Below are 26,248 nucleotides of genomic sequence, written 5' to 3'. Positions count from 1 at the left end.
GTGTCAACTCGACGAAAAGCGTGTCGAGTTGACACCCCTCTTTGCATGCAGCAAGAGCTGTGGCGCGACTCGTGATGGGACCCCACCGCCCAGCTCTTATGGAAAGACTGCTCGCCTCCGGCATCGCTAGGACTGACTGCTCGCTTCGGCGTCGCTTGCTCGGGACGGCTCGCCTTCGGCATCGCGTTCGAGAAGGTGGCTCGCCTTCGGCTTCGCGTGCGCTGGAAGTGGGCTCGCCTTCGGCATCGCGGGACTGTCAGACCCGCTGGGTACGTTGGGTCGCGGGGGGTTCTCAACTCAAGGGGACGCCTGCGTGAGCGTGCGTCAGGCCGTGCGTGAGCGTGCGTCAGGCCGTGCGTGACGTGATCGGCTTCGTGTTGTCGTCTTGCCGTGGCGCCGGCATCAGGCGTGGCGGGATGTCCAGGCCTGCCACTCGGACCTGGTTCCTGCCGTTCTCCTTCGCCTTGTACAAGGCGGCGTCTGCGGAGTGCTGGGCCGTTGCCATGTCCGGGCCGTTGTCGGGGATCACCGCCACGCCGATCGAGGCGGAGATCGCCTGCAGCGACTCGCCTTCCGGTTCCGGCGGTTGGATTTCGCGGCCGTAGAGGGTGACCACGTTGCGGTGCTTGTCCGTGGTCGGGACGGCCAGGGAGCCGATGGCCTCGCGGATGCGTTCGGCGATCGTCACGCCTTGGGCCACCGGGGTGTCCTTCAGCGCCACCACGAACTCCTCGCCGCCGTCTCGGCCCGCCACGTCTCCTGGGCGGAGCTTCTCGCGGAGGATTCTGCCCACCTCGGCGAGTACGGCGTTGCCTGCTGGGTGGCCCCAGGTGTCGTTGATGCGCTTGAAGTGGTCGAGGTCGATGACCAGGACCGTCATCGGTTCGCCGTCCAGGCGGCAGCGTTCTGCCAGGCGGCCCGCGTACTCGGTCAGGCCGTTGGTGTTCAGCAGGCCCGTCCGGTAGTCGGTGTGGGCGTCCGCTGCCAGGCGCTGGTGGAGCTGTTCCTGTTCGCGCAGCAGGCGTTCGAGGTGGGTTCGGCGTTCGCCTGCCCTGGAGAGCAGGGCGTTCACGAGGATCACCGGGACCATCAGCAGGAGTGGGCCCACCCAGTGGCTCGTCATGAGCATGCCGAGCATCGCGCCGGCGCCGAGGGTGCTCATTTCGAGCATGTTGTCGACCTTGGAACCCAGGAAGTCGAGGACTTTCGAGTTCGGGGTGACGATTTTGAACGCCGCGGCGACCGTCATCACCTGGACGAGCCAGTAGACGACTGCCGCTATCGCCAGGATCAGAACGAGGCTCAGGTCCGTGGGGACGTTTCCCGTGGCGGCTAAAGAGACACCTGAAAGGTGGACAAGTGCCCACGACAGGAGCGTGGAGGCGAGCATGGAGGCGGTGCCGAAGACGAAGCGGTACGGCTGGCGGCGGGCGATCGGCTGGATCAGGATGCGCATCCAGATCGTGGCGATCACCGCCAGGCCGCCTGGGAGTGCCACGGCCGCTGCGAACGTCCAGACAGAGGTCAGGTCGATGTGGGGGCCTGACGCCTCGTTTCGGCGGGCCTCTTCGGCTCTGCGCACGACGGTCAGGTGGATCGTGATCGCGGCGATGAGCGCGCCGAAGCGCAGCCAGTCGTCGTTCGACACGGCGGTGAGCTTCGTCAGGAGCCAGATGGCCGCTACGGCTACGGCCGCTTCGAGCACGAAAAAGTATGCGATCGCACTAGGCGCAACGGTCCAAAGGTCCCAGTTGCGAATCGGAGTCAAGCCGAGTGCCCGCGATCGCCTGCGATCAGTCAAACTGTTCTTCACCACGACCCCCTACGCTCATGGCACTTCATGAGCTAAGCCGCCGCTGACCAGGTCGTAGACCACCACGCTGCCGCTCGTCGCAACGAGGAGGTGTCCTTCCATGTGCAACCGAGACTTCTGAACGCCACCCTTCCTCTACCCGGCTTCAAAACCGCACCTGGATCATCTTGGTGCCTCCACGACGGATATCGCTATTGGTGACCGTTCTGTTTCAGATTGCCACCACCTTCGTGTCGTCGCGACCCCGAGCGCGTCGCCAGGCGAAGGTAGCTTGTGTTGCCAGCAGCAGTCCGATGCCGCCCGCTCCCGCGATCGTGGCCGTCACCGACCCGATCGAATGGGCGACCACGCCCGCCAGCGCCATTCCGCCGCCCTGGCTCGAGCGCAACGCCGCGCGCCCAATGCCATAAGCCCTTCCGCGGTACTGGTCCGGTAGCAGCCGCATCCACGCCGAACGAGCGGGTGTGTGATAAGCCCCGCCTATACCGGCAATCACCAGCAAAACGATCGTCCAGGTCAGGTTCGGGTTGAAAGCGAACATGATCAACGGCGCCAGCGACAGGATCGCCAGCGGACCGATGAGACGTTCCCGCTTCGCCGGGTCCCGGACGAGACGGAAGAGCAGCGCCACGCCCAGCACGTTCGCGGCGGGTTCGATGGCGAGGATCAGGCCCACCGCCCAGACCGCGTTCAGGCTCGCCGCCAGCGGCACCGCGAGGCCTTCCGGGACCATCGCGAGGCCCGCGAGCAGACGGACGCCCAGGAGCGTCCTCAGGCGGGGTTCCGCCACCATCAGCGTCAGCACGCCGCGCGGCTGGTCCTCGTCGTCCTTCTTCTTGCGGCCCAGCGGATCCGCGGCCGGCCTGTGCTTGACCGAGGTCTGCACCAAGATCGCCAGGACGACGAACGTGCCGGCGTTGATCGCGAGCGCCAGGCCCGGGCTGGTGTGCGCGACGAGGAAGCCCGCGGCCGCGAGACCTGCCATCTGGGCTATGTCGACGGACGTGCCGAACAGCGCCACCCCGTCGTCGTAGCGCTTCGGGGGCAGCACGTTCGGGAGGCTCGCCTCCTGGGCCGCGAGGTACGGCGAGGAGATCGCCAGAACCACCACCAGCAGCACGATCATCGCCCACAACGGCATGCCCGGAATGGCCATCGCGGCCATCAGCGCGGCCTGCAACCAGGCCGTCGTCACCATTACCGTGCGTCGTGGGAACCGGTCGGCGACCCAGCCGAGCAACGGACCGGAAATCAGCGGCGGGAAGAGCGTCAACGACCAGGTGAGAGCGGTTGCGGCGACAGATCGTGTCCGCTCGAATACCAGCAGTGACAATGCGACCGCGGCGAGTTGGTCACCGGCGGTCGAAAGCGTCGAACCGATCCACATGGCGCGGAACTCGCGCAAACCCACGAGCTCGCGCAGGGTGCCGCGGGTCGTCATGCGGTACCTCGCGGGGCCGCCGCCCGCGCGCGGCGAATCGGCACGTCCCGATTCGCTCTACGCCGAGTCACGTCGCCCCCGCCGGTGGTAATCAATTCCTATCGACAATCACGGTAGAAGCTGCCTGACCGTTCAACGTCTGTCCTACCACAGTGTGTACCTAAACGGAGCAGAGCAGTTACCTAAAGTAGTTACAATAGCGAAACGTAGAGCTGATCTTCTTGACAGTTGACCTCGGGTTCGCCTGATTGGATCCCAAATGGTCACGTTGCGTGTCAGCTGGTGCCAAACGGGCCTCCGTAGCTCGGCCAACCGGTGCAAGCAGCTCCGACTCCTGCACGGCCTGACCTGCGAATTCCGATCGAGACGAAGGTACCCGTGCCCAGGAGTGGCGCGAAATAGGCCACGCGGTTTGTCATCCTGTTGCACGGCGTAGTTCTGGCAAGTGTGGAGATCTCGTTTCCTCGCCCGCGTAACGAAACCGGTTTCGCAGGCGAGGAAAACGATCACTAACGTCGGTTATGGACGCGCATGGCGTCGCAAACTGATCAATAACGTCAGGCAACCGTCACACAAGAGCCATCAGTAGGGTCAGCCCTTGGCGTCGATGCGGCGGCGACGGGCGACCTCCGCCAGCACGACACCGGCCGCGACCGACGCGTTGAGCGACTCGACACCGGCGGCCATGGGGATCGACACGGTCTGGTCGCACGTCTCCTTGACCAGACGGCCGAGCCCGCGGCCCTCCGAGCCGACCACGACGACGAGCGGGCTCGTCGCGAGCTCGAGGCCGTCCACGTCGACGTCACCGTCCGCGTCGAGGCCCACGATCATCAGGCCCGCCTCCGCCCAGTCGCGCAGCGTGCGGGTGAGGTTCGTGGCGATCGCGATCGGCAGCTTGGCCGCCGTGCCCGCGCTCGTGCGCCAGGCCACCGCCGTCATCGACGCGCTGCGCCGCTGGGGCAGCACGACGCCCTGCGCGCCGAACGCGGCCGCGGAACGGATGACCGCACCGAGGTTGCGCGGGTCGGTCACGCCGTCGAGCGCGACCAGCAGCGGCCGCGTGCCGGACCGCTGGGCGATCGCGAGCAGCTCGTCCGGGGTCTCGTACTCGAACGGCGGCACCTGCAGGCCGAGGCCCTGGTGCATCGCGCCGGCGGTGATCCGGTCGAGCTCACCGCGGGACACCTCCAGCACGGAGATTCCCCGTTCGGCGGCGAGGCGCACGGCCTCCTGCACGCGGTCGTCCGCGTCGATGCCCAGCGCCACGTACAGCGCCGTCGCGGGAGTGCCCGCGCGCAGGCACTCGACGACGGGGTTGCGGCCCGCCACGGTCTCCGCGGAGGCCTTCTCCTTCGTCTGCCGGCGCTGGGTCTTGCTCGCGTCGATCTTCGCCGCCACCTTGGCCCGCTTGTAGGCGGGGTGGTTCGGGCGGTCGGTCGCCTTCGGGGTCGGGCCCTTGCCCTGCAGGCCCTTGGACTTCTGCCCGCCGGAGCCGGTGACCGCGCCCTTCTTCGAGCCCGGATTGCGCATCGCGCCCTTGCGCTTGGAATTGCCAGCCACGGAAGTCAGTCGTCCTTCAAAGTCCACTGCGGACCGTCGGGGGTGTCCTCGACGGCGATGCCCGCGTCGTGCAGCTGGTCCCGCAACGCGTCTGAGCGTGCGAAGTCCCTGCTCTTGCGGGCTTCCTGGCGTTCGACGAGAAGTCGATCCACCAACGTGGTCAACGCCTGTCGCATGCCGAGGTCGGCAGACGACTGGTCGTTCCACTTCGGCGACAACGGGTCGACGCCGAGGATGTCAGCCATCCGGCGCACGCACTCGGCGGCCGCACGGGCCGTCTCGTGGTCGCCGTCGGCGAGTGCCGTGTTGCCCTGGCGCACCTTGTTGTGCAGCGCGGCCACGGCTTGGGGCGTGTTCAGGTCGTTGTCCATCGCGACCACGAAGTCGGGGCACATGTCGCCACGCAGCTCGATCGGGCCGACGCGTTCGACGGTGCGGCGCAGGAACGACTCGATGCGCCCGTAGGACGTCACCGCCTCCTGCAACGCCTCTTCGGAGTACTCGATGTGCGAGCGGTAGTGCGGCGCCACCAGGTAGTACCGCAGCTCCTGGGCGCGGACGACCTCCAGCATCGCCGGGATCGAGACGGTGTTGTCGAGAGACTTCGACATCTTCTCGCCGGAGAACGTCACCCAGAAGTTGTGCATCCAGTAGTTCGCGAAGCCGTCACCTGCCGCGCGCGACTGGGCCTGCTCGTTCTCGTGGTGCGGGAAGATCAGGTCGAGCCCGCCGCCGTGGATGTCGAACGTGCTGCCGAGGTACTCCGTGGCCATCGCCGAGCACTCCAGGTGCCAGCCGGGCCTGCCGTCGCCCCACGGGGTCGGCCAGGACGGCTCACCGGGCTTCGCGGCCTTCCACAGCGTGAAGTCCCGCGGGTCGCGCTTGCCGCGCACCTCGGTCTCGCCCTGCTGCTGGTCGTCGATCCTTCGGCCGGACAACGCGCCGTACTCGGGGAACGAGCGCACGTCGAAGTAGACGTCGCCGTCGACGTCGTAGGCGTGGCCCTTGTCGATGAGCCGCTGCATGAGCTCGACCATCTGCGTGATGTGGCCCGTGGCGCGCGGGGACGCCGACGGCGGCAGGCAGCCGAGCACGTCGTAGGCGTCGTCGAACGCGCGCTCGTGCGTGTACGCCCACTCCCACCACGGCCGGCCGTGCTCGGCGGCCTTGGTGAGGATCTTGTCGTCGATGTCGGTGACGTTGCGGACCAGCGTGACGTCGGCACCGTCGCGGGCGAGCCAGCGACGCAGGACGTCGAAGTTCAGGCCGCTGCGGACGTGCCCGATGTGCGGCACGCCCTGCACAGTCGCCCCACACACGTAGATCGACGCCGTTCCGTTGACCTGCGGGTGGAACTCCCGCATGGACCGGCTCGCCGAGTCATAGATGTGGAGGCTCACACGGGAATGGTACGGGCCACATCCAAAAGAGCAGTGGGCCGGTCACTCGTCGGAACGGGGTTGACGAGCCGGAAGGAGCAACCGACGGCCTCGGCTCCGCCGTCCGCCTCCTCGCTGTCGCCGACCATTACGGCATTGCGGGGATCGACGCCCAGCCGTTCGCACGCGGTGGTGAAGATCTTCGGGTCCGGCTTGATGACACCTTCTTCGTAGGACAGCACGAACTCGTCCACGAGGTGCGTCAGGCCGTGCAGCTCGAACACCGTGCGGATGTCCCAGCCGATGTTGCTGACGACCGCGACCGGCACGTCCTTCAAGTGCTCCAGCGTCGCCTTGGTGTCCGGGTACGGCACCCACGATTCGGGGTGCAGCAGCTGGTCGTAGAACGCCTCGGCGTCGGGCACGAGCGCGTCCTTCAGCACCTTCACGTGGACCCAGCGGTGCACGTCGGGGTCGAGGTCGCGGCGCAGCCAGCCGTCGACCAGGTCGGGGTCCATGCCGTCGGTGATCCCGACGGGGGCGGTGAGTGCACGCATCAGGTCACCGTTGGACTCGAGCTCGGGGTGCTCGAGCCGGAACAGCGTGCCGGAGAAGTCGAAGAGCGCGGCGCGGATCGTCACGCTCCCGACTCTACGTGCGAACGGCTAGGTGGTCTGGACCTTTTTGAGCTCGACCTCGACGGCCGACGAGTCGTAGGACAGCGTCAGCTGTAGATCACCCGCGCCGCGGGCGCTGGCCGCCTGGAACTCCTCGACGAACTGCTCGATCTGCTGCAGTGGCTGGTCGGAGAGGTGCGCCGCGGTGGAGTAGAGCGCGGTGAAGCGGTCCGGCGTCGTGGTGCCGCGCAGCTCGGCGGACCAGTCGAGCAGGCTCTCGTACGCCTCCACGAAGCTGTTCGCCAGATACTTGATCTTGTCGCTGTCGCCGGGGCGGCCGGCCGGGCCGAACGCGCTCTGCAGCCTGCCGGGGGAGAGCAGGTCCGCGACACCGTTGATGATCTTGTCGAACGCCCGGCTGCGCGCCATGAACGTGTCGAGCGCGTCGACGTCCTCGGTGATCATGCGCGTCGGCTTCGAGCCGCCCATCTCGTGGCGGGTCCGCTTGTCCTTGAGGTTGCGCATGTGCAGCCCCACGGTGTCGGCGAACAGCTGGTACTCCCAGCCCGCCTTCGGTCCGGGGACCGCGGTGCCGACCTTCCTGGCGATCATCTCGGCCAGCTCGCGCGGAGTGCGGTTGCTGATGTCCAGGTACCCGGTGCCGGCCCGCAGCGCGGGGATCTCGGTGTCGTCGAAGCGGACGGGCAGCACGTACTCGGTGTCCGAGACCAGCGCGCGGTCGAACGCCGCCTGCCGCTCGTGCTTGGTCCACATCTTCCTGGCGTAGTGCTGCGACACGAACATCACGCAGAAGCGCGAGTCGTGGCGGTAGATCTGGTCGAGGTGCTCGACGAGGTTCTTGCCCCAGAGATCGGCTTGCTCGTCGGTGTCGTAGAAGCGGGTCACACCCAGTTCGGTGAGGTGGCGGGCCACCTCGTCGACGTAGGGGCGGTCTTCGCCGGCGAAGGAGAGGCACACGTCGTACTTGGGCACCAGGCGATGGTAGTGGCGGGAACCACACCGCTGTGCGGGGAGTTGGGAAGGTATGAGCCTGGGGTTCCTGTTCGCGATGTCGTTACCCGCGTTGGTGGCCGCGCTGTTCTTCCTCGCCGTGTTCGAGAGGTTCTTCCGCGGCAGGAAGAAGGGCATGCCGATGTCGACGGCCGGCATCGGGGAGCTCGGGGCCACGTTCGAGGCGGGCAAGCGCGACGAACTGGAGTTCCGCAAGGAGGAGCGGCAGCTGCGCGACGACGAGGGTGATCACGCGCCGCCGCGGAGCCGGGTGGACCTCGACGGCGGCACGGCCGTGCTCAACGTGCCGGCGCAGCGTTCACGGCGTTAGGCGGGCGGGTCCGCTTCGAACAGCAGGGCCGTCGCGATCGCCGCGATGCCCTCGCCGCGCCCCGTGAGGCCGAGGCCGTCCGTGGTGGTGCCGGCGACCGAGACCGGGCCTCCGACTGCGTCCGAGAGGGTCTTCTGCGCCTCTTCGCGGCGCTTGCCGATGCGCGGCTGGTTGCCGATGACCTGCACTGTGGCGTTTCCCACACGGAAGCCGGCCTCCTCGACGAGGCGGCGCACCTCCGTGAGCAGGACCACGCCGTGCGCACCGGACCAGCGCGGGTCGGACGTGCCGAAGACGGCGCCCAGGTCACCCAGGCCCGCGGCGGACAGGAGCGCGTCGCACAGCGCGTGGGAGGCGACGTCGCCGTCGGAGTGACCGGCGCACCCGTCCACGCCCTCCCACAGCAGGCCGGCGACCCAGCACTCACGTCCTGCCTCGATCGGGTGGACGTCGACGCCCTGACCGATCCTCACCGCTGGCCTCCGCTGAACAGTGCCGCCGCGATCGCGAGGTCGAACGGCGTGGTGATCTTCATGGCGTGGGGGTGTCCGGGAACCGTGTGCACCGGGACACCGTTCTTCTCGACGAGACCGGCGTCGTCAGTCGCGGCGATACCGGAGCTGTAGGCGGCTCTGAGAGTCTCGGCGCGGAAACCCTGCGGGGTCTGCACGACCCGCAACCCGGCTCGATCAGGTGTGGAGACGACCACTCCGACCTCGTCCACCTGCTTGATCGTGTCGGCGACCGGCAGCACCGGGATGACGGCGTCGTACCCGTCGCGCACGGCGGCGACGACACCGGCGATGACCTCGGGAGGGGTGAAGGCACGAGCGGCGTCGTGGACCAGCACGATCGAGGTGTCCGGAATCACGCGGAGCGCGTGTTCGAGGGCGAGTCGCACCGAGTCGGTGCGTTCGGCACCCCCTGAAAGCACGTGCACCGCCCCGCCGGCCGGAGCCAGCGAGGCGGTTGCGGTGTGCACCAAGTCCACATCGGACGGTGGAGCGGCGATGACGACGTACTGGACGTGACCCGACTCGAACAGGCCTCGCACGGCACGAGTCAACAGCGGTACACCGTTGACCGGCACGAGCGCCTTGGGCATCCCGTAGCCCAGACGCTCACCCCGCCCTGCCGCGGGCACGAGCGCGACAACACTCATGTTCGCGACTTACATCCGATGCTCAGTTGTGATTTGTGAAAACTACGAAGCAGTGGCGAGAACTTCGTCGAGGAGAACCTCGGCCTTGTCCTCGTCGGTGCCTTCGGCCAGCGCCAGCTCGCTGACCAGTATCTGCCGCGCCTTCGCCAGCATCCGCTTCTCGCCGGCGGAAAGCCCGCGATCCTTTTCGCGCCGCCAGAGGTCGCGCACCACTTCCGCAACCTTGTTCACATCGCCGGAGGCGAGCTTCTCAAGATTGGCCTTGTACCGCCGAGACCAGTTGGTCGGCTCCTCGGTGTGGGGAGCACGCAAGACCTCGAAAACCTTGTCGAGCCCTTCCTGGCCGACAACGTCACGCACGCCTACGATTTCGGCGTTGTCAGCGGGAACCCGTACGGTGAGGTCGCCCTGCGCTACCTTGAGAACGAGGTACTTCTTTTCCTCGCCCTTGATCACGCGGGTCTCGATTGCTTCGATGAGAGCGGCACCGTGGTGCGGGTAGACGACGGTCTCTCCGACCTTGAAAACCATGTGTCCTCTGCCCCTTTCGATGCCTCCATCCTAACACGTCCGGCAACCCTTCGATCGCTGCTCGATGATCCGTTAGTGCTGGTCAGGGCCATGCGGGGGGGTTGACAAACCACCTGTTCGCGTGCAAGGTACGTCTCATCGAAGATCGACTGGCAGCCAGTCGCGCCCTCGATTCGGGCCCCGGTTAGGCTCCTTGCCTGGTGGTTGTTCCCTAGGAAGGACGCTGGAGCCGTGAACTCAGGAGTGTCTCGCCGGATGATCGTGACGGCAGCGCTGGCCGCGGGCCTCGGCCTGGTGGCGGTCGGCTGCAGCGCCGGTCAGGTCACCCAGACCGACACCCAGGTCGCCGCAGTGGACGGTGCGAGCGGCAACGCTGGCCCGATCGCGGTGCGCAACGTCATGCTCGCCTTCCCGCCGGACGGCAACAGGTACGAAGACGGTGCGGACGCGCCGCTGACGTTCGTCATCGCGAACTCGGGGTCCACCCCGGACAAGCTGCTGTCGATCAAGTCGGACGCGTCGGAGTCCGAGGCCGAGGTCGTCGGTTCGAAGGAGATCCCGGCGCAGTACGCGCTGCGGGCCGAGTACGACGCCTCGAAGGCACCGACGAAGACCTCCGCGCCTTCGTCGTCCGCTGCCTCGTCCTCGTCGGTCTCGCCGACCTCGGGCGCCCCCTCGTCGAACGCGGGCACGCCGTCGTCCAGCGCGGGCACGCCGTCCTCGACGTCGGGCAACCCGTCCTCGAACGCCGGTACGCCGTCGTCGAACGCGTCGTCCTCCGGTGCCCCGTCGACGACCGGTCGCCCGTCCTCCTCGGCGCCCGTCGCCGTGGACCCCGACCTCGAGGTGCTGCAGATCCGCTGCACGCTCAAGAAGCTGAACCGCGAGGTGGTGGCGGCCCAGACCGTCAAGATCACCTTCCTGTTCGAGAAGGCCGGCTCCCTGACGCTGGAGGTGCCCGTGGCGCCGTCCGAGCACAAGCGCACGAGCGAGAACCACGAGTCCGGCGGCCACTGATTTTTCTGCCGCTGCTCCGCAGCGGCGGCGAGTTCGCCGGGAAGTCGGCCGTCCGGCCGCCGCGTCGGGCCGAATCGCCTTCTGCGGTTGACCCGACGAGGCGACCGGACGACCGACGCGAACTCGCAAGAACATGTGTGCCAAGCCGTTCCTGGCAAGCGAAACGCCGCCTCCTGGAAGCCAGGGGGCGGCGTTTTCGTTTCTGTCAGGAGGCCTTGAGCATCGGGGCGAACTTGTCGCGGTAGGCCCACGCGAGGCCGATCTCCGCGGCGACCACGAGCAGCGCCATGATCATGCCGCTCGGCTCCAGGAAGACGTGGAACAGGAAGATGTTCACGACCACCGGGGCGAGCAGGGCCAGCGCCAGCGGCACGAACCGGCCGACCACCAGCAGGACACCGGCGATCAGCTGGACGGCGCTGGTGAGCTGCACCATGTAGCCGGTCGCGTAGAGGGCAGCGTTGAACGCCACCCCTTCGGGCGCCATGGTGCTGGGGTCGGGGGCGGGCATGAACATCAGGAAGCCGTTCAGGCCGGTCGTGGCGAACAGCAGGCCGGTCAGCACGCGGGTGACCACGGTGGCGTAGCGGCCGACGGCGAACTTGCGGGTCTGCGTCGCGGGAGCGGTTGCGGTGCTCACTGTGTCCTCCAGGTGTGTCGTGTCCTTCCACTGATGCGTCGAACGGGACCCGTGCCGGATCGACATACCGGCCCAGAAAATCTCCAAGACTTCTGCGCGCGGCTGTGACCTGCGGCGATCGGAAGTGTCAGACCTGTCCTCTACCGTTCTGGTCGTGGCGAAGACAGCGCGGCCGATCTTCCGTTGTGCCGAGTGCGGGCACGAGGTGGCGAAGTGGTTCGGCCGCTGCCCCGAGTGCCAGGCGTGGGGCAGCATCGAGGAACGAGGCACCGCCTCGGTGACGCGGGTGGTGGCGGGCGCGCCGACCTCCCGGGCCCGGCCGATCGGCGAGGTCGACATCGAGTCGGCGCGGGCTCTCTCGACGGGTGTCAGCGAGTTCGACCGGGTGCTCGGCGGCGGCCTCGTGCCGGGTGCCGTCGTGCTGCTCGCCGGCGAACCGGGCGTCGGCAAGTCGACGCTGCTGCTGGAGACGGCGCACCGCTGGGCCGAGTCGCACGGCCGCTGCCTCTACGTCACGGGCGAGGAGTCCGCGGGCCACGTGCGGCTGCGCGCCGAACGCACCGGCAACCTCCACGCCGAGATGTACCTGGCGGCAGAGAGCGAGCTCAGCGCGTTGCTGGGCCAGGTCGACCAGGTGAAGCCGTCGATGTTGATCGTCGACTCCATCCAGACCATGTCGACGGTGAGCGTCGAGGGCGTGCCCGGCGGCGTCACGCAGGTGCGGACCGTCGCATCAGGACTGATCGCGATGGCCAAGGAGCGAGGCCTCCCGGTAGTCCTGGTTGGACACGTCACGAAGGACGGATCCGTTGCGGGGCCGAGGGTTCTGGAGCACCTGGTCGACGTGGTGCTGCAGTTCGAGGGCGACCGCCACTCCAGCCTCAGGCTCCTGCGAGGCATCAAGAACCGCTACGGCGCGGCGGACGAGGTGGGCTGCTTCGAGTTGCGCGACGACGGCATCGCCTGCGTCCCGGACCCGTCCGGCCTCTTCCTCACCCGCCGCGAGAAGGCCGTCGAGGGCACCTGCGTCACGGTGATCGTCGAGGGCAAGCGCCCGATGCTGGGCGAGGTGCAGGCCCTGGTGGCCAAGACGAACCTGCCCGCTCCCCGCCGCGCGGTGAGCGGCCTCGACTCGGCGCGGATCTCGATGGCCCTCGCCGTGCTGGAGAAGCGCGGCAAGGTCAACCTGTTCCAGAAGGACGTCTTCACCGCCACCGTCGGCGGCATGCGCCTCGTCGAACCGGCCGCGGACCTGGCGGTGGTGCTGGCGGTGGCCTCGGCCGAACGCGAGATCGCCCTGCCCGCGGACCTGGTCGTGCTGGGCGAGGTCGGCCTGGCCGGGGAGATCCGGCGCGTCAACGGCGTGGGCAAGCGGCTCAGCGAGGCCGCGCGGCTGGGGTTCAAGAAGGCCCTGGTGCCGCCGGACCACGGGCCGTTGCCCGAGGGGGTGCGGGCGCTGGTGGCGAACGACCTGGTGTCCGCCCTGGAGGTGCTGGGGCTGAACCGGAGGCGCAGCAGCGGCAAGGGAGACGCCAAGGACGAGCCCGAGGACGACTGACAGCCGGCGACGCGAGTCCGGGGATGACCGACCTGCTGCGTCGCGCCGTCGCGCTCGTGTCGGACGTCGAGCGCAGCGACAGCGGGGCCTCGGCCGCGGACGTGCGGGAGTCCTGGAGCGCGACGAGTGGGAGTTCGCGCTCGAACTGCTGGGCGACTTCGGGGGCATCGACTGGCAGCCCTGGGAGTACTGGGCCCTCCTGGTGCGGGCGGCGGAGCAGTTGCGCCTGCCCTCCCAGTGGTGCCGCTGGCGCGAGTACGAGGCGTACCGACGCCTGCTGCTGCGCACGGACCTGCACGTCAGGGCCGAGGGTGGCCCAGGTCCGGACACCGGTGCGCTGGGACGTGGGAACCGGCGGCGCTCAGTCGGCCAGGCCGTGGGGCGAGTCGAACCCGGAACTCCGGCCGGGCGGTCGCGCGACGGTCCGGCTGTTACCCGCGTGGCCGGAATGCCGGCGCCACCTCGTGCCGGGCGACGTCATCACCCTCCATGAGGGACAGCCGGTGGCCGGAACGGCGACTGTGATCGAATTAGCCGGTGTTGGGGAGACACGACAGCGAGATCGGTGAGTTGTTGCGGTTCGCCGCGTTCTTGGTGCCCTCCGAGGTGCGCAGCGCGGACCTGCTCGACTACCTGGACCTCGAGGAGTGGGAGCTGGTGCTCCAGCTGCTGGGGGAGTTCGACGGCAACACCTGGCAGACACCGCGCTTCTGGGCCCTGCTGGCCGAGGCGGCCACGCAGATGGACCAGGACGACGCCTGGTTCCAGTGGCGCTGCGTGGAGTCGATCCAAGGGGTGCTGCGGGTCGAGCTGACCATGGCCGTCGACGCGGAACCGTTGCGGGCCACGGGAGAGCGTCCGATGTGGGACGTCACGGGCAACCACCAGCGGGTGGCGGCGCTGTGGATCGAGTCCAAGCCCGTACTGGGGCCGGGGGAGCGCGGCACGGCCCGGCTTCGGCCGTTCGTGCCGCCGGCGTGGGCGCACCTGATCCGGGGCGACACGATCTCGTTGCTCGGCGGCTCGCCGGGGACGGCGAAGATCATCGAGAAGGTTCCGCCGCGGCTCTGAGGACTCGACGCGAGACGGCGCCAAAGCCACCGCCGCGGCCCTGAGAGGACCGCGGCGGTGGCGAAGCAGAACTACTGGATCACTGCGAGAGCAGCTGGGCGCAGCGGATCAGGCCCAGGTGCGAGTACGCCTGCGGGTGGTTGCCGAGCGAGCGCTCGGCGACCGGGTCGTACTCCTCGGGCAGCAGGCCGGTGGGGCCCGCGGCCGCGACGATCTGGCCGAACAGCTCCTCGGCCTCGGTGCGGCGGCCGGTGAGCAGGTACGACTCGATCATCCAGGCGGCGCAGAGGTGGAAGCCGCCCTCGTCGCCCGGCAGGCCGTCGTCGCGCTTGTAGCGGTAGACGGTGGAACCGGACCGCAGCTCCGCCTCGATGGCCGTCACGGTCGACTGGAAGCGCTCGTCGGCCGGGTCGATCAACCCCGACAGGCCCACGAACAGCGAGGCGGCGTCGAGGTCGTCGCCGTCGTAGGCCGTGGTGAAGGACTGGACCTCGTCGTTCCAGCCGTTCTTGAGCACGTCGGTGGCGATCGTGTCGCGCAGCGGCACCCAGGACGGGTCGAGCTCGCGGCCGAACTGCTCGCCGAGCTTGATGGCGCGGTCGATCGTCAGCCAGCACATGACCTTCGAGTACACGTGGTGGCGCGGCGCGTGCCGCTCCTCCCAGATGCCGTGGTCGGGCTCGTGCCAGCGCCGCGAGACTGCCTCGGCCATCGCCTGGACCATCGTCCAGTCGGCGTCCGAGAGCGAACCGCGTGCGGTGGCCAGTTGCACGACCAGGTCGACGACCGGGCCGAACACGTCGAGCTGCACCTGCTGGTTCGCGAGGTTGCCCACGCGGACCGGACGGGAGCCGGCGTAGCCGGGCAGCGACTCGATGACGGCCTCGGCACCCAGCTGGGTGCCGTGCAGCGTGTACAGCGGGTGCAGCCGCTCGGGGCCCGGGATGGTCTCCAGGACGCCGTGCAGCCACGCCAGGAAGCCGTCGGCCTCCGCGAACGAGCCCACCGACACCAGGGCGGCGGCGGTCATCGCGCCGTCGCGCAGCCAGCAGTAGCGGTAGTCCCAGTTCCGGACGCCGCCGAGCTCCTCGGGCAGCGACGTGGTGGCCGCCGCCATGATCGAGCCGGAGTCCTTGTGCACCAGGCCGCGCAGTGTCAGCGCGGAGCGCAGCACGAGGTCCGTCTGCACCTTCGGCAGGTGCAGGCCCGCGGCCCAGTCCGACCAGTAGCCGGCGGCGCGGTCACGGCGGACCGACTCGGGCGAGGTGTGCTCGGTGATGTCGTCGGTGCCGCAACGCAGCTCCAGCAACACCGGCGCACCCTCGCGAGGACGCACCACGGCGCGTGCGGTCTCCTGCACGCCGTCCGAGGTGATCTCCCAGTCGACACCGGGCGAACGCAGCACCATCGGGTCCGACGTGCCGACGATGCGCAGGCCGTCGCGCTCGCGCAGCAGCCGCACCGGCACCTGGCCGAACTCCGGGCGCGGCGCGAACGTGATCACCGCGTTGGTCGAGCCGGAGATGCGCCGGACGAGGTCCGTGCGGTGCGACGCGAGGCCGTGCTCCAGGTAGTCCGTCACCAGGAGCCGCGACCAGCGGGTCTCCACGATCATCGTGCCCGGCAGGTAGCGCTGGCCCAGGGGCAGCGACCCGTGCTCCGGCTTGATCGAGAAGTGACCGGCGGCGGGCCCGCCGAGCAGGTCCGCGAAGAGCGCCGCGGAGTCCGGCTCGGGGTGGCACAGCCAGTTCACCTTGGCGTCCGGCGTCACGAGGGCCACCGAACGCTCGTTCGCGAGCATCGTCAGACGCTCGATCGGCACGGCCTGGTCGCCGTGCAGCCACGCGCGGCGCTCCTCCAGGAGGAACGCCAGCACCGTCGCCACGTCGGCGGGGTCGGCCACGTAGTGCTGGGCCAGCGACTCGCCGGGACCCACGCGGATGCCGAGGTCCGGACCGTGCAGGCGTTCGAACGCCTTCTCGTCCGTCACGTCGTCACCCAGGAAGATCGCCGCGGTGGCGCCGACCTGGTGACGCAGGATGTCGAGGGCGTGGCCCTTGTTGGTCTCGACGACGGCGAGCTCGATGACGGCCTTGCCCTCGGTGACCTGCACACCTTCCCAGGTGCACGGACCGGAGCGGACGGCGTCGAGCACCGCTGTGCCGATGGCCTCGCTGGCCGCACGGCGGACGTGCACGGCGATCGAGGCGGGCTTGACCTCGAGGTGCACGCCCTCCTGGCCGTCGACGATCTCTTCGAGGGCGGCCTCGATGCGCCGCAGCAACGCCTTGGCGTCGCCGTCGAGCGCGTGCACGAAGCCGACGTCGAACTCGGAACCGTGCGAGCCCACCAGGTGGACCTCGCCCGGCAGTCGGGAAAGGGTGGCCAGGTCGCGCAGCGCACGACCGGAGATCACGGCCGATGTGGTCTCGTGCAGCGACGCGAGTGAACGCAGCGCGTTCACCGACTCCGGGAGCGGGCGGGCCGCCTCCGGGTCGCTCACGATCGGCGCGAGTGTTCCGTCGTAGTCGCTGGCGACAAGCAGTCGCGGGGTCCGCGCGAGCTGGACGATCGCTCGGCGCAGTTCGGCGGGGAGGGCCTCGGCGGTCAACGCCCCTCCTGGAGCACTCGATGGGTCGGATACAAAACGATCTGAAAGGATTCAGACCGAGGTCTGCGTGCCCAACGCCTCCAGGAACGACCTCGCCCAGCGGTCAACGTCGTGGGTGAGGACTTGGCGGCGCAGCGCGCGCATCCTACGGCGGCCTTCGGCGGGATCGATGTCGAGGGCGGCCTGCAGAGCGTTCTTGACACCGTCCAGGTCATGGGGGTTCACCAGGAACGCACTGGTCAGTTCTGCGGCGGCGCCGGCGAACTCACTGAGCACCAGAGCCCCGCCAAGATCATATCGGCAGGCCACGTACTCCTTGCAGACGAGGTTCATTCCGTCCCGAACGGGCGTGACGACCATGACGTCCGCCGCGCTCATGAACGCGACGAGCTCCTCGCGGTTCACCGACTGGTGCAGGTAGTGCACGACGGGCTTGCCGACGCGGCCGAACTCGCCGTTGATCCGGCCGACGGACTGCTCGATGTCCTTGCGCATCGTCACGTAGTGGTCGACGCGCTCACGGCTGGGCGTGGCGAGCTGGACCATCGCGACGTCCTCGGGGTCCACGCGTCCGTCCGCGATCAGCTCGTAGAGAGCGCGGATCCGGACGTCGATGCCCTTCGTGTAGTCGAGGCGGTCCACGCCCAGCAGGATGCGCTTGGGGTTGCCGAGGTCCGCTCGAATCTGCTTCGCGCGGGCCTGCGTCTCCTTGCGCCGGGCCACGGCGTCGAGGCCCGCGCTGTCGATCGAGATCGGGAACGCGCCGACGCGCACGGTGCGGTCACCGACCTGCACGACACCGGGCCTCGTGCGGACGCCGACCGTGCCGCGGCTCGGCTCCAGGCCGACGAGGCGGCGGGCCAGCCAGAGGAAGTTCTGCGCGCCGCCGGGCCGGTGGAAGCCCACCAGGTCGGCGCCGAGCAGGCCGCGGATGATCTCCGTGCGCCACGGGAGCTGCATGAACAGCTCGACCGGCGGGAACGGGATGTGCAGGAAGAAGCCGATCTTGAGGTCGGGCCGCTGCTCGCGCAGCATCGCCGGGACGAGCTGCAGCTGGTAGTCCTGCACCCACACCGTCGCGCCCTGGGCGGCTACCTTCGCGGTCGCATCGGCGAACCGCTGGTTGACCTTCACGTACGTGTTCCACCAGTGCCGGTGGAACGCCGGCTGCGCCACGACGTCGTGGTAGAGCGGCCAGAGCGTGCCGTTGGAGAAGCCCTCGTAGTAGTCCTCGACCTCCTTGGCCGAGAGCTCGACGGGGTGCAGCAGCAGGCCGTCGTCCTCGAACGGCGCCACCTCCGTGTCGGAGACACCGGGCCAGCCGACCCAGGCGCCGCTGTGTGAGCGGAGGAACGGCTCGAGCGCGCTCACCAGCCCTCCCGGGCTGTGCTTCCAGCGCTCCGTCCCGTCAGGGAGTCGCTCCAGGTCGACCGGCAGCCGGTTGGCCACGACTACGAACTCTGCCCCGTTCTCGCCTATGTCCATGCTCACGCGAAAGACGTTAGTTGCTGAGCGTGGAGTCGGCGTGTCGTGTAACCCCCGTCACAGCGAGTTTCACTCCAAACGACGCTTGGTGGGTTTGAGCGGTCCTGACATGCGAGGACCTGCGAACTTGCGCTCCAGACGCCCCAGTCCAGTGCGCACCGGCTGGGCCAGGTACTCGCCGAACACGACACCTCCGGCCAGGGCGAGAGCAATGCCACTCGCGAAGACCAGCGTGCTCAGACCGGCCGGATCGCCCTCCGCGGTGAGCTGGAACAGGCCTCGGTAGGTCGTCCAGCCGGGCAGCAGCGGGACGACGCCCGCCTGCACGACGACGAGCGTCGGGATGCGCAGCCGGCGGGTCATCGTGGCGCCGCCGAAACCGGTGATCGCGGCGGCTACCGCGGAGCTCAGCAGCGCGTCGAGGCCGAGGCTCGTCATGAGTCCGTAGGCGGCCGTTCCGATCGCGCCGGAGATGGCGGCGGCGACGAGCGCGCGGGGCCGGGCGTAACAGGCGAGCGCGAAGAACGCACTCGTCGCCGCGCCGGCCGCGAACTGCATCGGCACCGCGGAGATCAGAGCGGGCAACGGGTCGCTGAGTTTGATGTCCAGTCCGAAGTGGACGGCCGCGCGGATCGCCAGCGCGACACCCGCGATGAGACCGGCGCTGAGCAGCACGGTCTCGACGGTGCGGCCCGCTGCGGTGACGTTGTAGCCGGAGATCGCATCCTGCACGGTGCTGACGAGCGCGAGCCCGGACAGCAGCACGACGATCCCGACGGCGACGAGCAGGCTCGGCCGCACCGGCAGCAACCCGGTCGAGAAGATCGCGAGCGCGGCACCCGTGCCGAGCGCGCCGCCCACCAGTTGCTGGAAGAAGAACGGCAGGTTGCGGCGGTTGAGGATCCGGCCGACCCGGTCGACCACGGCCGTGATGACCGCGGCGGTGAGCGCGAGCACCAGCCCGCCGCCGACGAGAAACGCGACCGCGGCGGCCATGCCACCCCACGCGGCGGTGGCGACCCAACGGGGATACGGGTGCGCGGCGTTCGTGATGTCTTCGAGCCGTGCGTGCGCTTCTTCGATAGGCCCCAGATTGCGCACCAGGTGCTCGACGTCCGCGAGTCGCGTGTAGTCGAGACTGCGCTGACGAACGACGCGGATCGACGTGATCGGCGGCGCCTCCGTGCCGCGATGACACGACACGCTGATAGAGGTGTAGATCACGTCGACTTCCGTGTGCGGAAGTCCATAGCTCTCGGTGACCGAGAGAATCGTGGCTGTCACGTCGGCCGCGCCGGCCCCACTGGACATTTGGACCTCACCGATCTTCAGGGCGAGATCGAGTACCAGGTGAACCGTGGTGTCATCGGGCAGAGCGGGGCCGTGCAGGCTGTTCGTGGAAATCTCGTGCACCTCCGTCGTGTGATCGTGGCGGGCACTTCGACTGTTGCTGTGTCGTCGGCCACCTCCGATCGGGCGACCCGAAAAGGAGGACATGATCACTATCTGTTGGTTACCCTCCTGACCTGGTCAAGGCGGTCGGTCTGACGCTTTGATCCACTCGGTTGGTTGGTGTGACTCCTGTTGGAGCAATCCGATCACACTGAGAGCAGACCGTTCGCCGCAGGTAGCACCCGCAACGGGCGCTTACGATGTTCGCGAACACGCGCCGGCCGGCGTAGCTCAATTGGCAGAGCACTCGCCTTGTAAGCGAAAGGTTAGGGGTTCGATTCCCCTCGCCGGCTCAATTCGGCTCCCTGACCAGCCATGACGGTTGGTCGGGGAGCCTTCATGCTTCCCGGGGTCCGACACCGCGTTGTTTCGCGCGGGCCAAGAAGCCTTCCTTCGCGCTGGTCGACGGGCTCAGCCGCTTGCCAGAAGTCGAGCGGTGTCCTTGCGGAGCCCGTTTTCCGGCACTATCCGCACCGCCTCATGTGCGTTCCGTAGTCGTTTGGTCGCGGTTCGGTTCGTGAAGCCCCGGAACAACTTCGACAGCGCTGGGCGAGTCCACTTCGGGAATGAGCCGACCTCATATGTGAACCGCGGATCTGCGGCCGTGCCGGCGGGGAATCGCATCGGGAGCGGGTCCCGGCGTTCGGCTGCGGCCATCCGGCTTCGTCTGATCGAGTGGTCTGCCCCGGTGTGCAACCGGGCGTGCCGCGACGCGGATCGTCAGTACTCTCGCCACACTTCGACCACTCGGCAATGGGGGATTGCTCATGGCGTTTCTTCGGCGTGTCCTGGTCATGGCGGCGGCTCTTTTCATGGTCGCGACACTGAACACTCCCGCGCAGGCCGCGGAGAAGATCACCTACGTCAAGCGCTCCGGCGAGGTGACGGCCCAGTTCCTGAGCACCTGGAAGAACGTCAACACCGGCCGTTGTCTCGCGGTCAGGGGAGCGGCGAACTACAACGGCGCGCCCGCGTTCCAGCACGACTGCGGGTTCGCGGACCAGGTCTGGGACCTCCGGTACTACGGCTACGACCGGTGGGAGGTCCGCAACGCGTACACGGGCCGGTGTCTCTCCATCAGGTCGGCGGACAACTACAACGGATCACCGGCGTTCCAGCTCGACTGCGCCGGTTACGCCGATCAGCACTGGTTCGTCGTCGACGCCTATGACTCGATCGGCTACTACCTCTACAGCGTCGTCATCAACAACGTCACCGGCCGTTGCCTCGTGGTGAGCGCAGCGGCGAACCACAACGGAGCGCCCGCGTTCCAGTTCGACTGCCACCCGAACTTCAACGACCAGCACTGGCGGATCCAGAACGCGTGACCGCCGGCACGTGGTGACCACGATTCATGTCCTGCACTGTCTCGTTAGGACGTGACATCGTGGTCACCATGTCCTACCTCGCGGATAGCGCGCGCTACGACCAGATGACTTACCGGCGGACGGGACGCAGCGGCCTCAAGCTGCCCGCCATCTCGCTCGGCCTGTGGCACAACTTCGGCGGTGACCGCCCCTACGAGCTGGGCCGCGGGATCGCGCGGAGGGCGTTCGACCTCGGTGTCACGCACTTCGACCTCGCCAACAACTACGGTCCGCCCTACGGTTCGGCGGAGATCACGTTCGGGCAGATCCTGAAGGATGATCTCAGGCCGTACCGCGACGAGCTCGTGATCTCCACCAAGGCCGGCTACGACATGTGGGACGGGCCGTACGGGGAGTGGGGCAGCCGCAAGTACCTGCTCAGCTCGCTCGACCAGTCGCTCACGCGGATGGGCCTCGACTACGTCGACATCTTCTACTCCCACCGGTTCGACCCCGAGACGCCGCTGGAAGAGACCATGGGCGCGCTCGTGTCCGCGGTGCAGCAGGGCAAGGCGCTCTACGCCGGCATCTCGTCGTACTCGCCCGCGAAGACCCGCGAGGCCGCCCAGCTGCTCAAGAGCGCGGGTGTGCCGTTGCTGATCCACCAGCCGTCGTACTCGATGCTCAACCGCTGGATCGAGCCGGAGCTGCTGGACACGCTGGAGGAGGTCGGCGCCGGTTGCATCGCGTTCTCGCCGCTCGCGCAGGGCATGCTGACCGACCGGTACCTCAACGGTGTTCCCGAGGGCTCGCGGGCGTCGCAGGGCAAGTCGCTGTCGACGGACCTGCTGACCGAGCAGAACCTCGGCCGCATCCGGTCGCTCAACGAGATCGCCCGGTCGCGCGGTCAGTCGCTGGCGCAGCTCGCGCTCACGTGGACGATCCGCGACCCGCGCGTCACGTCGGCATTGATCGGCGCCTCCTCCGTCGGGCAGCTGGAGCAGAACCTGGCGGCCCTGCAGGCGCCGCCGCTGACCGACGACGAGCTCGCCGAGATCGACAAGCACGCCGTCGAGTCGGGCATCGACCTCTGGGCGACGAGCTCGCAGGCCGAGTAGCTACGGGTGCCGGGGGAGGCGGATCGTGAAGACCGTCGACCCCGGCCTGCTGGACAGCTCGATCGTGCCGCCGTGCGCCTCCACCAGCGACTGGACCACGGCGAGCCCCAGGCCGCTGCCGCCGCGCTGGCGGGTCCGCGAGTCGTCCACGCGGTAGAACCTGTCGAAGATCCTCGCCTGGTCCGCGGCCGGGATGCCGGGGCCCGTGTCGGCCACCCGGATCACCGCCCAGCCGTTCTCGGCCGTCACCTTCAGCACCACCGCGGTGCCGGCGGGCGTGTGCACGGCCGCGTTGGTCAGCAGGTTGTCGAGCACCTGCCGCAGCCGCGTCGGGTCCGCGGTCATCGAGACCGTGTCCGCGTCCAGGATCAGCTCGTGCGACGGCCTGCCCGCGCGGAACGCGTCCGCGGCGGCCTCCGCGACCACCGAGAGGTCGAGGTCCTCCGGGCGCAACGGCGGTTCGGTCGCCGCGGAGTCCAGGCGTGCCAGCAACAACAGGTCGTCGAGCAGCACGCTCATGCGCGACGCCTCCGACCGCAGCTTCTCCAGGTGCTTCTCGCGCTCGCCCGGTTCGTTGGCCGCCGCGTACTTGAACAGGTCCGCGTAGCCGCGCAACGACGTGAGGGGCGTGCGTAGTTCGTGCGAGGCGTCGGCGATGAACCGGCGCAGGCGTTGCTCTGCGGCCGTGCGGGCGGCCAAAGAAGAGTCGATGTGCGCGAGCATCTTGTTGAACGCCTCGCGCAGCTCCTCGACCTCGACGCCGCCACCGCGTCCGTCCACGCGCACGGTGAGGTCGCCCGAGTCGGTGAGGTCGTGCGACGAGATGTCGTGCGCGGTGTCGGCCATGTCCGACAGGGGTTGCATGCCCTTGCGGATCAGCGCCTGACCGCCCACGACCAACGCGACCAGCGCGGCCAGGAACGCGATCACCCCGACCGTGACGAGCTGGGAGATCGTGCCGTCCCGGTCGTCCGTCGGGGCCGCGCTGACGAGGATCCACTCGTTCTTGACGACCTGGCAGGCGCGCAGCCGGAACTTGCCCTCGCCGCGCAGGTACTCGGTCTGGAACTCGTCGGCGACCAGCGCCCTCTTCGCGAGCGCGTCGAACTCCTCGCGGTCGGCGGGCTGCTGGTCGCCCGGCTGGGGCTTCAGCTCCCCGTCCTCGATCTTGTAGACGACGGCGAGCCAGTCCGGCGGCAGCTTGGAGACCTTGCCGTGGTTGTCGATCTCCTTGACCGCGCTCGTCTGGCTGATCACCATCTGGTCGTCGAGGCGGCGGTCGAGGAAGTCCTTCATCGACGAGATCATGACCCAGCCGACGATCACGAACACCGTCAGCGCGAGCGCACCCAGGCCCAGGGCGAGGCGGGTGCCGAGCCGCCAGTCGCGGACGGGCTTCAACCGCAACTTCATCGTGGGGCTCACTCAGCTGCTCGGCGGAGCACGTACCCCACACCGCGTACGGTGTGGATCAACGGCTCGCGGCCGTCGTCGAGCTTGCGGCGCAGGTGGGAGATGACGAGCTCGACGACGTTGGAGCGGCCGCCGAAGTCGTACTCCCACACGTGGTCGAGGATCTGCGCCTTCGTCAGCACGGCCGGCGAGCGCCGCATCAGGTACCGCAGCAGCTCGTACTCGGTCGGCGTCAGCGTCACGAGCTTGCCACCGCGGCGGACCTCGCGCGTGTCCTCGTCCATCACCAGATCGGACACCTTCAGCACCGATCGCTTCCACGACGGACCCGTCGAACGGCGCAACACGGCCCGAAGCCGGGCCATCAGCTCCTCGACCGAAAAAGGTTTTACGAGGTAGTCGTCGCCGCCTCTGGTGAGGCCTGCCACACGGTCCGCGGTGCCGTCACGGGCCGTCAGAAAGACCACCGGAACCATCGCCCCGGCCGCCCGCATTCGATCTAGGACGGTGAATCCGTCCAGGTCAGGCAGCATGAGGTCGAGCACGACGATGTCCGGCTGGAACTCGGCTGCCTCTCTCAACGCCTCTTCGCCGTTGAGCGCCGTCGCGGCCTGCCAGCCCTCGTACCGGGCGACCGTCGCGACCAGGTCAGCGATGTGCGGCTCGTCATCTACGACGAGCAATCGAACCGAGTTCCCCTTGTCCACGTGCTCATGGTGCGTCACCTGGTGGCTCCGGCGCTCGATCGACAGGAAGTCGACAGCGCGGGCAAAGGGGAGCCACAGCTCGAACGCCAAGGATCGAGATCGACCGCCAGAGACCGCCCGACCGAGGAGCCCGCCGTGACGACCACCCTGCAGCCCCCAGCGCGACAGGCTGCGGCCGGCCGTGCGACGCCGCACAAGATGCTGGCCAAAGCCGGCCTGTACGTGTTCCTCCTGGCCAACGCGGCGTTCGTGACGTACCTGTTCAACGCGGCGGGCGTCGGCTCGAACAAGCTGGTCAACTTCGGCCGGCTCGCGGGTCTCTACGGCGCGCTCGCCATGGCGTTCCAGCTTCTCCTGGTGGCACGGCTGCCCTGGTTCGACCGGCGGCTGGGCATGGACAAGCTCACCGGGTGGCACCGCTGGGTCGGCTTCACGATCTTCTTCACGCTGATCGGCCACCTGGTCTTCATCGCGTTCGGCAACGCGGGCGCCGACGGCCCGGTCGCCGAGATCGTCCGGCAGGCGACCGAGCTGGAGGGCATCCTCCGCGCGCTGGTGGCGTGGGCGATCATCATGGTCGTCGGCACCGTCTCGGCCCGCTTCGCGCGGCGCCGGCTGGCCTACGAGACCTGGCACTTCATCCACCTGTACACCTACGTCGCGATCTTCCTGGCGTTCTCGCACCAGGTCGCGGTGGGCAGCACGTTCCGCAAGTCCGCGCTCGCGACCGGCTACTGGTGGGGCCTGTGGGCGTTCGCGCTCGGCTCCGTCCTCCTCGGCCGCGTGGTGCTCCCGCTCTACCGCAACTGGAAGCACCAGTTCCACGTCGCCGCCGTGGTGCCCGAGGCGCACAACGTCGTCTCGGTCTACATCGAGGGCAAGGACCTCGACCAGCTGGGCGCGAAGGCGGGCCAGTTCTTCCTGTGGCGCTTCCTGACCAAGGACCGCTGGTGGCAGGCCAACCCGTTCTCGCTGTCCGCGGCGCCGAACGGCAAGTACCTGCGGCTCACCGCGAAGGCCCTGGGCACCGGTAGCGCGGACATCCGCAACATCAAGGTCGGCACCCGTGTGTTCGCCGAGGGCCCGTACGGCGCGTTCACGACCATGCACCAGACCAAGCCGAACGCTCTCCTCGTCGCGGGTGGTGTCGGCATCACGCCGGTGCGCGCGCTGCTGGAGGAGATCCGCGGTCACGTCGTGGTGCTCTACCGGGTCAGTGACCCGCGCGAAGCCGTGCTGCTGCGCGAGATCGAAGGCCTCGTAAGGGCCAAGGGCGCGGTGCTGCGCCTGGTCACCGGTTCCTCGAAGACCATCACCGCGAACGGCCCGCTGCTCGGACCGGAGAACATCGCCGCGCTCGTCCACGACGTGCTGGACCGCGACGTCTTCATCTGCGGCCCCGGCGGCATGACCGACACGGTGATCAAGAGCCTCGACGAACTGGGAGTGCCCAGCAACCAGATCCACGCCGAGCGCTTCGCGCTGGCCAACTGAAGGGGTTCGACGACGTGAAGTGGGCAATTCCCGTAGCGGTGCTCAGCGTGGCCGGCCTGGTCCCGGTCTGGCTCTACTCACCCGGTGCCGCGCACGAGGGCGAGATCAACGAGGCCGCCGCTCCGGCGGCCCAGGAACAGCAGCAGACCGCACCCCGGACCACCACACCCCAGACCACCGCCCCGAAGGCCACCGGTGCCGCACCGAAGACGACGGGCGCCGCACCCAAGACGACCCAGCAGCAGCAGACCACCCAGCAGCAGGCCCAGAACCGCACCGTGCCCGGGCCCGCGGTGAACACCTCCGAGGGCACCGTGCAGGTGCAGGTCACGTTGCAGGGCACCAAGATCGTTGACGTGAAGGCGTTGCGGGCGCCCAACAGCAACCCGACCAGGATGGCGCTGCCGCTGCTGCGCGAGTCGGCCCTGAAGGCGCAGAGCGCGGACATCGACACGGTGTCCGGCGCGACCGCGACCTCCGACGGCTACAAGCAGTCGCTGCAGGCCGCCCTCGACGGGGCGCGGTAG

General features: G+C 68.6%; 23 protein-coding genes and 1 tRNA gene. 9 read left to right on the top strand and 15 right to left on the bottom strand.

Annotated elements, in window-relative coordinates; translation table 11 throughout:
- Positions 1–346: 346 nt before the first annotated feature.
- The 6 genes from ACWF7A_RS32615 to ACWF7A_RS32590 form a co-directional block, all read right to left on the bottom strand.
- Entirely contained in the window at positions 347–1,705 is a 1,359-nt protein-coding gene (locus ACWF7A_RS32615; RefSeq protein ID WP_452254339.1) for a GGDEF domain-containing protein, read from the bottom strand.
- A 319-nt stretch (positions 1,706–2,024) separates the two neighbouring features.
- Positions 2,025–3,254 carry an MFS transporter gene (locus ACWF7A_RS32610; RefSeq protein ID WP_452254338.1) on the bottom strand — a complete coding sequence of 410 codons (1,230 nt, stop codon included), beginning with the start codon at positions 3,252–3,254 and terminating at the stop codon, positions 2,025–2,027.
- Between the two features lie 591 nt (positions 3,255–3,845).
- Positions 3,846–4,817, bottom strand: coding sequence for a 23S rRNA (guanosine(2251)-2'-O)-methyltransferase RlmB (rlmB, locus tag ACWF7A_RS32605; RefSeq protein WP_452254337.1), 972 nt, complete (start codon positions 4,815–4,817; stop codon positions 3,846–3,848).
- 5 nt (positions 4,818–4,822) lie between these two features.
- Positions 4,823–6,217: a cysteine--tRNA ligase gene (cysS, locus tag ACWF7A_RS32600; RefSeq protein WP_452254336.1), complete on the bottom strand. Its 1,395-nt coding sequence runs from the start codon at positions 6,215–6,217 to the stop codon at positions 4,823–4,825.
- Positions 6,214–6,837 carry an HAD family hydrolase gene (locus tag ACWF7A_RS32595; protein ID WP_452254335.1) on the bottom strand — a complete coding sequence of 208 codons (624 nt, stop codon included), beginning with the start codon at positions 6,835–6,837 and terminating at the stop codon, positions 6,214–6,216. Before ACWF7A_RS32595 ends, cysS begins: the two co-directional genes overlap by 4 nt.
- A gap of 24 nt (positions 6,838–6,861) precedes the next feature.
- Positions 6,862–7,806: a toll/interleukin-1 receptor domain-containing protein gene (locus tag ACWF7A_RS32590; RefSeq protein ID WP_452254334.1), complete on the bottom strand. Its 945-nt coding sequence runs from the start codon at positions 7,804–7,806 to the stop codon at positions 6,862–6,864.
- A gap of 52 nt (positions 7,807–7,858) precedes the next feature.
- Here ACWF7A_RS32590 and ACWF7A_RS32585 point away from each other — a divergent pair, with 52 nt between their 5' ends.
- A complete protein-coding gene (locus tag ACWF7A_RS32585; RefSeq protein ID WP_452254333.1) occupies positions 7,859–8,155 on the top strand; it encodes a DUF6191 domain-containing protein in 297 nt (98 codons plus the stop codon).
- Here ACWF7A_RS32585 and ispF read toward each other — a convergent pair.
- From ispF to ACWF7A_RS32570, 3 genes are read right to left on the bottom strand one after another with little or no spacing between them, the layout of a single operon-like run.
- The gene (ispF, locus tag ACWF7A_RS32580; protein WP_452254332.1) at positions 8,152–8,628 is read right to left on the bottom strand and encodes a 2-C-methyl-D-erythritol 2,4-cyclodiphosphate synthase; all 477 of its coding nucleotides are present in this window, start codon (positions 8,626–8,628) and stop codon (positions 8,152–8,154) included. The genes ACWF7A_RS32585 and ispF overlap by 4 nt on opposite strands.
- Positions 8,625–9,317 carry a 2-C-methyl-D-erythritol 4-phosphate cytidylyltransferase gene (gene ispD / locus ACWF7A_RS32575; RefSeq protein ID WP_452254331.1) on the bottom strand — a complete coding sequence of 231 codons (693 nt, stop codon included), beginning with the start codon at positions 9,315–9,317 and terminating at the stop codon, positions 8,625–8,627. The genes ispF and ispD overlap by 4 nt, the downstream gene beginning before the upstream one ends.
- A gap of 42 nt (positions 9,318–9,359) precedes the next feature.
- A complete protein-coding gene (locus tag ACWF7A_RS32570) occupies positions 9,360–9,848 on the bottom strand; it encodes a CarD family transcriptional regulator (protein ID WP_012782996.1) in 489 nt (162 codons plus the stop codon).
- 255 nt (positions 9,849–10,103) lie between these two features.
- On the opposite strand from ACWF7A_RS32570, the gene ACWF7A_RS32565 reads away from it, so the two are divergent.
- A complete protein-coding gene (locus ACWF7A_RS32565; protein ID WP_452254330.1) occupies positions 10,104–10,865 on the top strand; it encodes a hypothetical protein in 762 nt (253 codons plus the stop codon).
- A 205-nt stretch (positions 10,866–11,070) separates the two neighbouring features.
- On the opposite strand, the gene ACWF7A_RS32560 is transcribed toward ACWF7A_RS32565, so the two are convergent.
- Positions 11,071–11,505, bottom strand: coding sequence for a hypothetical protein (locus tag ACWF7A_RS32560; RefSeq protein WP_452254329.1), 435 nt, complete (start codon positions 11,503–11,505; stop codon positions 11,071–11,073).
- 154 nt (positions 11,506–11,659) lie between these two features.
- Between ACWF7A_RS32560 and radA the strand changes: the two genes are divergently transcribed.
- Positions 11,660–13,063 (top strand): DNA repair protein RadA, encoded by a 1,404-nt coding sequence (gene radA, locus ACWF7A_RS32555; protein ID WP_452254328.1) that lies wholly within the window; start codon positions 11,660–11,662, stop codon positions 13,061–13,063.
- 537 nt (positions 13,064–13,600) lie between these two features.
- Positions 13,601–14,134, top strand: a complete 534-nt coding sequence (locus ACWF7A_RS32550; RefSeq protein ID WP_452254327.1) for a hypothetical protein — start codon at positions 13,601–13,603, stop codon at positions 14,132–14,134.
- Between the two features lie 79 nt (positions 14,135–14,213).
- Here the strand turns inward: ACWF7A_RS32550 and otsB are convergent, their stop codons facing one another.
- The 3 genes from otsB to ACWF7A_RS32535 form a co-directional block, all read right to left on the bottom strand.
- Positions 14,214–16,745 carry a trehalose-phosphatase gene (gene otsB, locus ACWF7A_RS32545; protein WP_452254326.1) on the bottom strand — a complete coding sequence of 844 codons (2,532 nt, stop codon included), beginning with the start codon at positions 16,743–16,745 and terminating at the stop codon, positions 14,214–14,216.
- 51 nt (positions 16,746–16,796) lie between these two features.
- Positions 16,797–18,230, bottom strand: coding sequence for an alpha,alpha-trehalose-phosphate synthase (UDP-forming) (locus tag ACWF7A_RS32540; protein ID WP_452254349.1), 1,434 nt, complete (start codon positions 18,228–18,230; stop codon positions 16,797–16,799).
- Between the two features lie 69 nt (positions 18,231–18,299).
- Positions 18,300–19,727, bottom strand: coding sequence for a threonine/serine ThrE exporter family protein (locus ACWF7A_RS32535; protein ID WP_452254325.1), 1,428 nt, complete (start codon positions 19,725–19,727; stop codon positions 18,300–18,302).
- Positions 19,728–19,902: 175 nt separating this feature from the next.
- Between ACWF7A_RS32535 and ACWF7A_RS32530 the strand changes: the two genes are divergently transcribed.
- From ACWF7A_RS32530 to mgrA, 3 genes are all read left to right on the top strand, one after another.
- Positions 19,903–19,975, top strand: a tRNA-Thr gene (locus tag ACWF7A_RS32530).
- Positions 19,976–20,449: 474 nt separating this feature from the next.
- Entirely contained in the window at positions 20,450–21,010 is a 561-nt protein-coding gene (locus ACWF7A_RS32525) for an RICIN domain-containing protein (RefSeq protein WP_452254324.1), read from the top strand.
- A gap of 68 nt (positions 21,011–21,078) precedes the next feature.
- A complete protein-coding gene (mgrA, locus tag ACWF7A_RS32520; RefSeq protein WP_452254323.1) occupies positions 21,079–22,107 on the top strand; it encodes an L-glyceraldehyde 3-phosphate reductase in 1,029 nt (342 codons plus the stop codon).
- Here mgrA and ACWF7A_RS32515 read toward each other — a convergent pair whose 3' ends face one another.
- Entirely contained in the window at positions 22,108–23,520 is a 1,413-nt protein-coding gene (locus tag ACWF7A_RS32515) for a sensor histidine kinase (protein ID WP_452254322.1), read from the bottom strand.
- A gap of 8 nt (positions 23,521–23,528) precedes the next feature.
- A complete protein-coding gene (locus tag ACWF7A_RS32510; RefSeq protein ID WP_211335635.1) occupies positions 23,529–24,227 on the bottom strand; it encodes a response regulator transcription factor in 699 nt (232 codons plus the stop codon).
- 198 nt (positions 24,228–24,425) lie between these two features.
- On the opposite strand from ACWF7A_RS32510, the gene ACWF7A_RS32505 reads away from it, so the two are divergent.
- Together ACWF7A_RS32505 and ACWF7A_RS32500 are read left to right on the top strand one after the other, a co-directional pair.
- Positions 24,426–25,721 carry a ferredoxin reductase family protein gene (locus tag ACWF7A_RS32505; RefSeq protein ID WP_452254348.1) on the top strand — a complete coding sequence of 432 codons (1,296 nt, stop codon included), beginning with the start codon at positions 24,426–24,428 and terminating at the stop codon, positions 25,719–25,721.
- A gap of 14 nt (positions 25,722–25,735) precedes the next feature.
- On the top strand, positions 25,736–26,248 hold the full coding sequence (locus ACWF7A_RS32500; RefSeq protein WP_452254321.1) for an FMN-binding protein: 513 nt from the start codon (positions 25,736–25,738) through the stop codon (positions 26,246–26,248).

It is taken from the genome of Lentzea sp. NPDC055074 (assembly GCF_053608005.1).
The sequence above is the reverse complement of the archived record's forward strand: the minus strand, read 5'-3'. Positions and strand labels throughout refer to the sequence as shown.

What these genes read in the sequence shown, in the direction of transcription:
- ACWF7A_RS32525 (WP_452254324.1), top strand. Translation starts at nt 20,450, where the DNA reads ATGGCGTTTCTTCGGCGTGTCCTGGTCATGGCGGCGGCTCTTTTCATG.
- ACWF7A_RS32565 (WP_452254330.1), top strand. Translation starts at nt 10,104, where the DNA reads ATGATCGTGACGGCAGCGCTGGCCGCGGGCCTCGGCCTGGTGGCGGTC.
- ACWF7A_RS32535 (WP_452254325.1), bottom strand. Translation starts at nt 19,727, where the DNA reads ATGTCCTCCTTTTCGGGTCGCCCGATCGGAGGTGGCCGACGACACAGC.
- ACWF7A_RS32610 (WP_452254338.1), bottom strand. Translation starts at nt 3,254, where the DNA reads ATGACGACCCGCGGCACCCTGCGCGAGCTCGTGGGTTTGCGCGAGTTC.
- ACWF7A_RS32515 (WP_452254322.1), bottom strand. Translation starts at nt 23,520, where the DNA reads ATGAAGTTGCGGTTGAAGCCCGTCCGCGACTGGCGGCTCGGCACCCGC.
- ispD (WP_452254331.1), bottom strand. Translation starts at nt 9,317, where the DNA reads ATGAGTGTTGTCGCGCTCGTGCCCGCGGCAGGGCGGGGTGAGCGTCTG.
- ACWF7A_RS32570 (WP_012782996.1), bottom strand. Translation starts at nt 9,848, where the DNA reads ATGGTTTTCAAGGTCGGAGAGACCGTCGTCTACCCGCACCACGGTGCC.
- ACWF7A_RS32585 (WP_452254333.1), top strand. Translation starts at nt 7,859, where the DNA reads ATGAGCCTGGGGTTCCTGTTCGCGATGTCGTTACCCGCGTTGGTGGCC.
- ACWF7A_RS32505 (WP_452254348.1), top strand. Translation starts at nt 24,426, where the DNA reads ATGCTGGCCAAAGCCGGCCTGTACGTGTTCCTCCTGGCCAACGCGGCG.
- ACWF7A_RS32540 (WP_452254349.1), bottom strand. Translation starts at nt 18,230, where the DNA reads ATGGACATAGGCGAGAACGGGGCAGAGTTCGTAGTCGTGGCCAACCGG.
- mgrA (WP_452254323.1), top strand. Translation starts at nt 21,079, where the DNA reads ATGTCCTACCTCGCGGATAGCGCGCGCTACGACCAGATGACTTACCGG.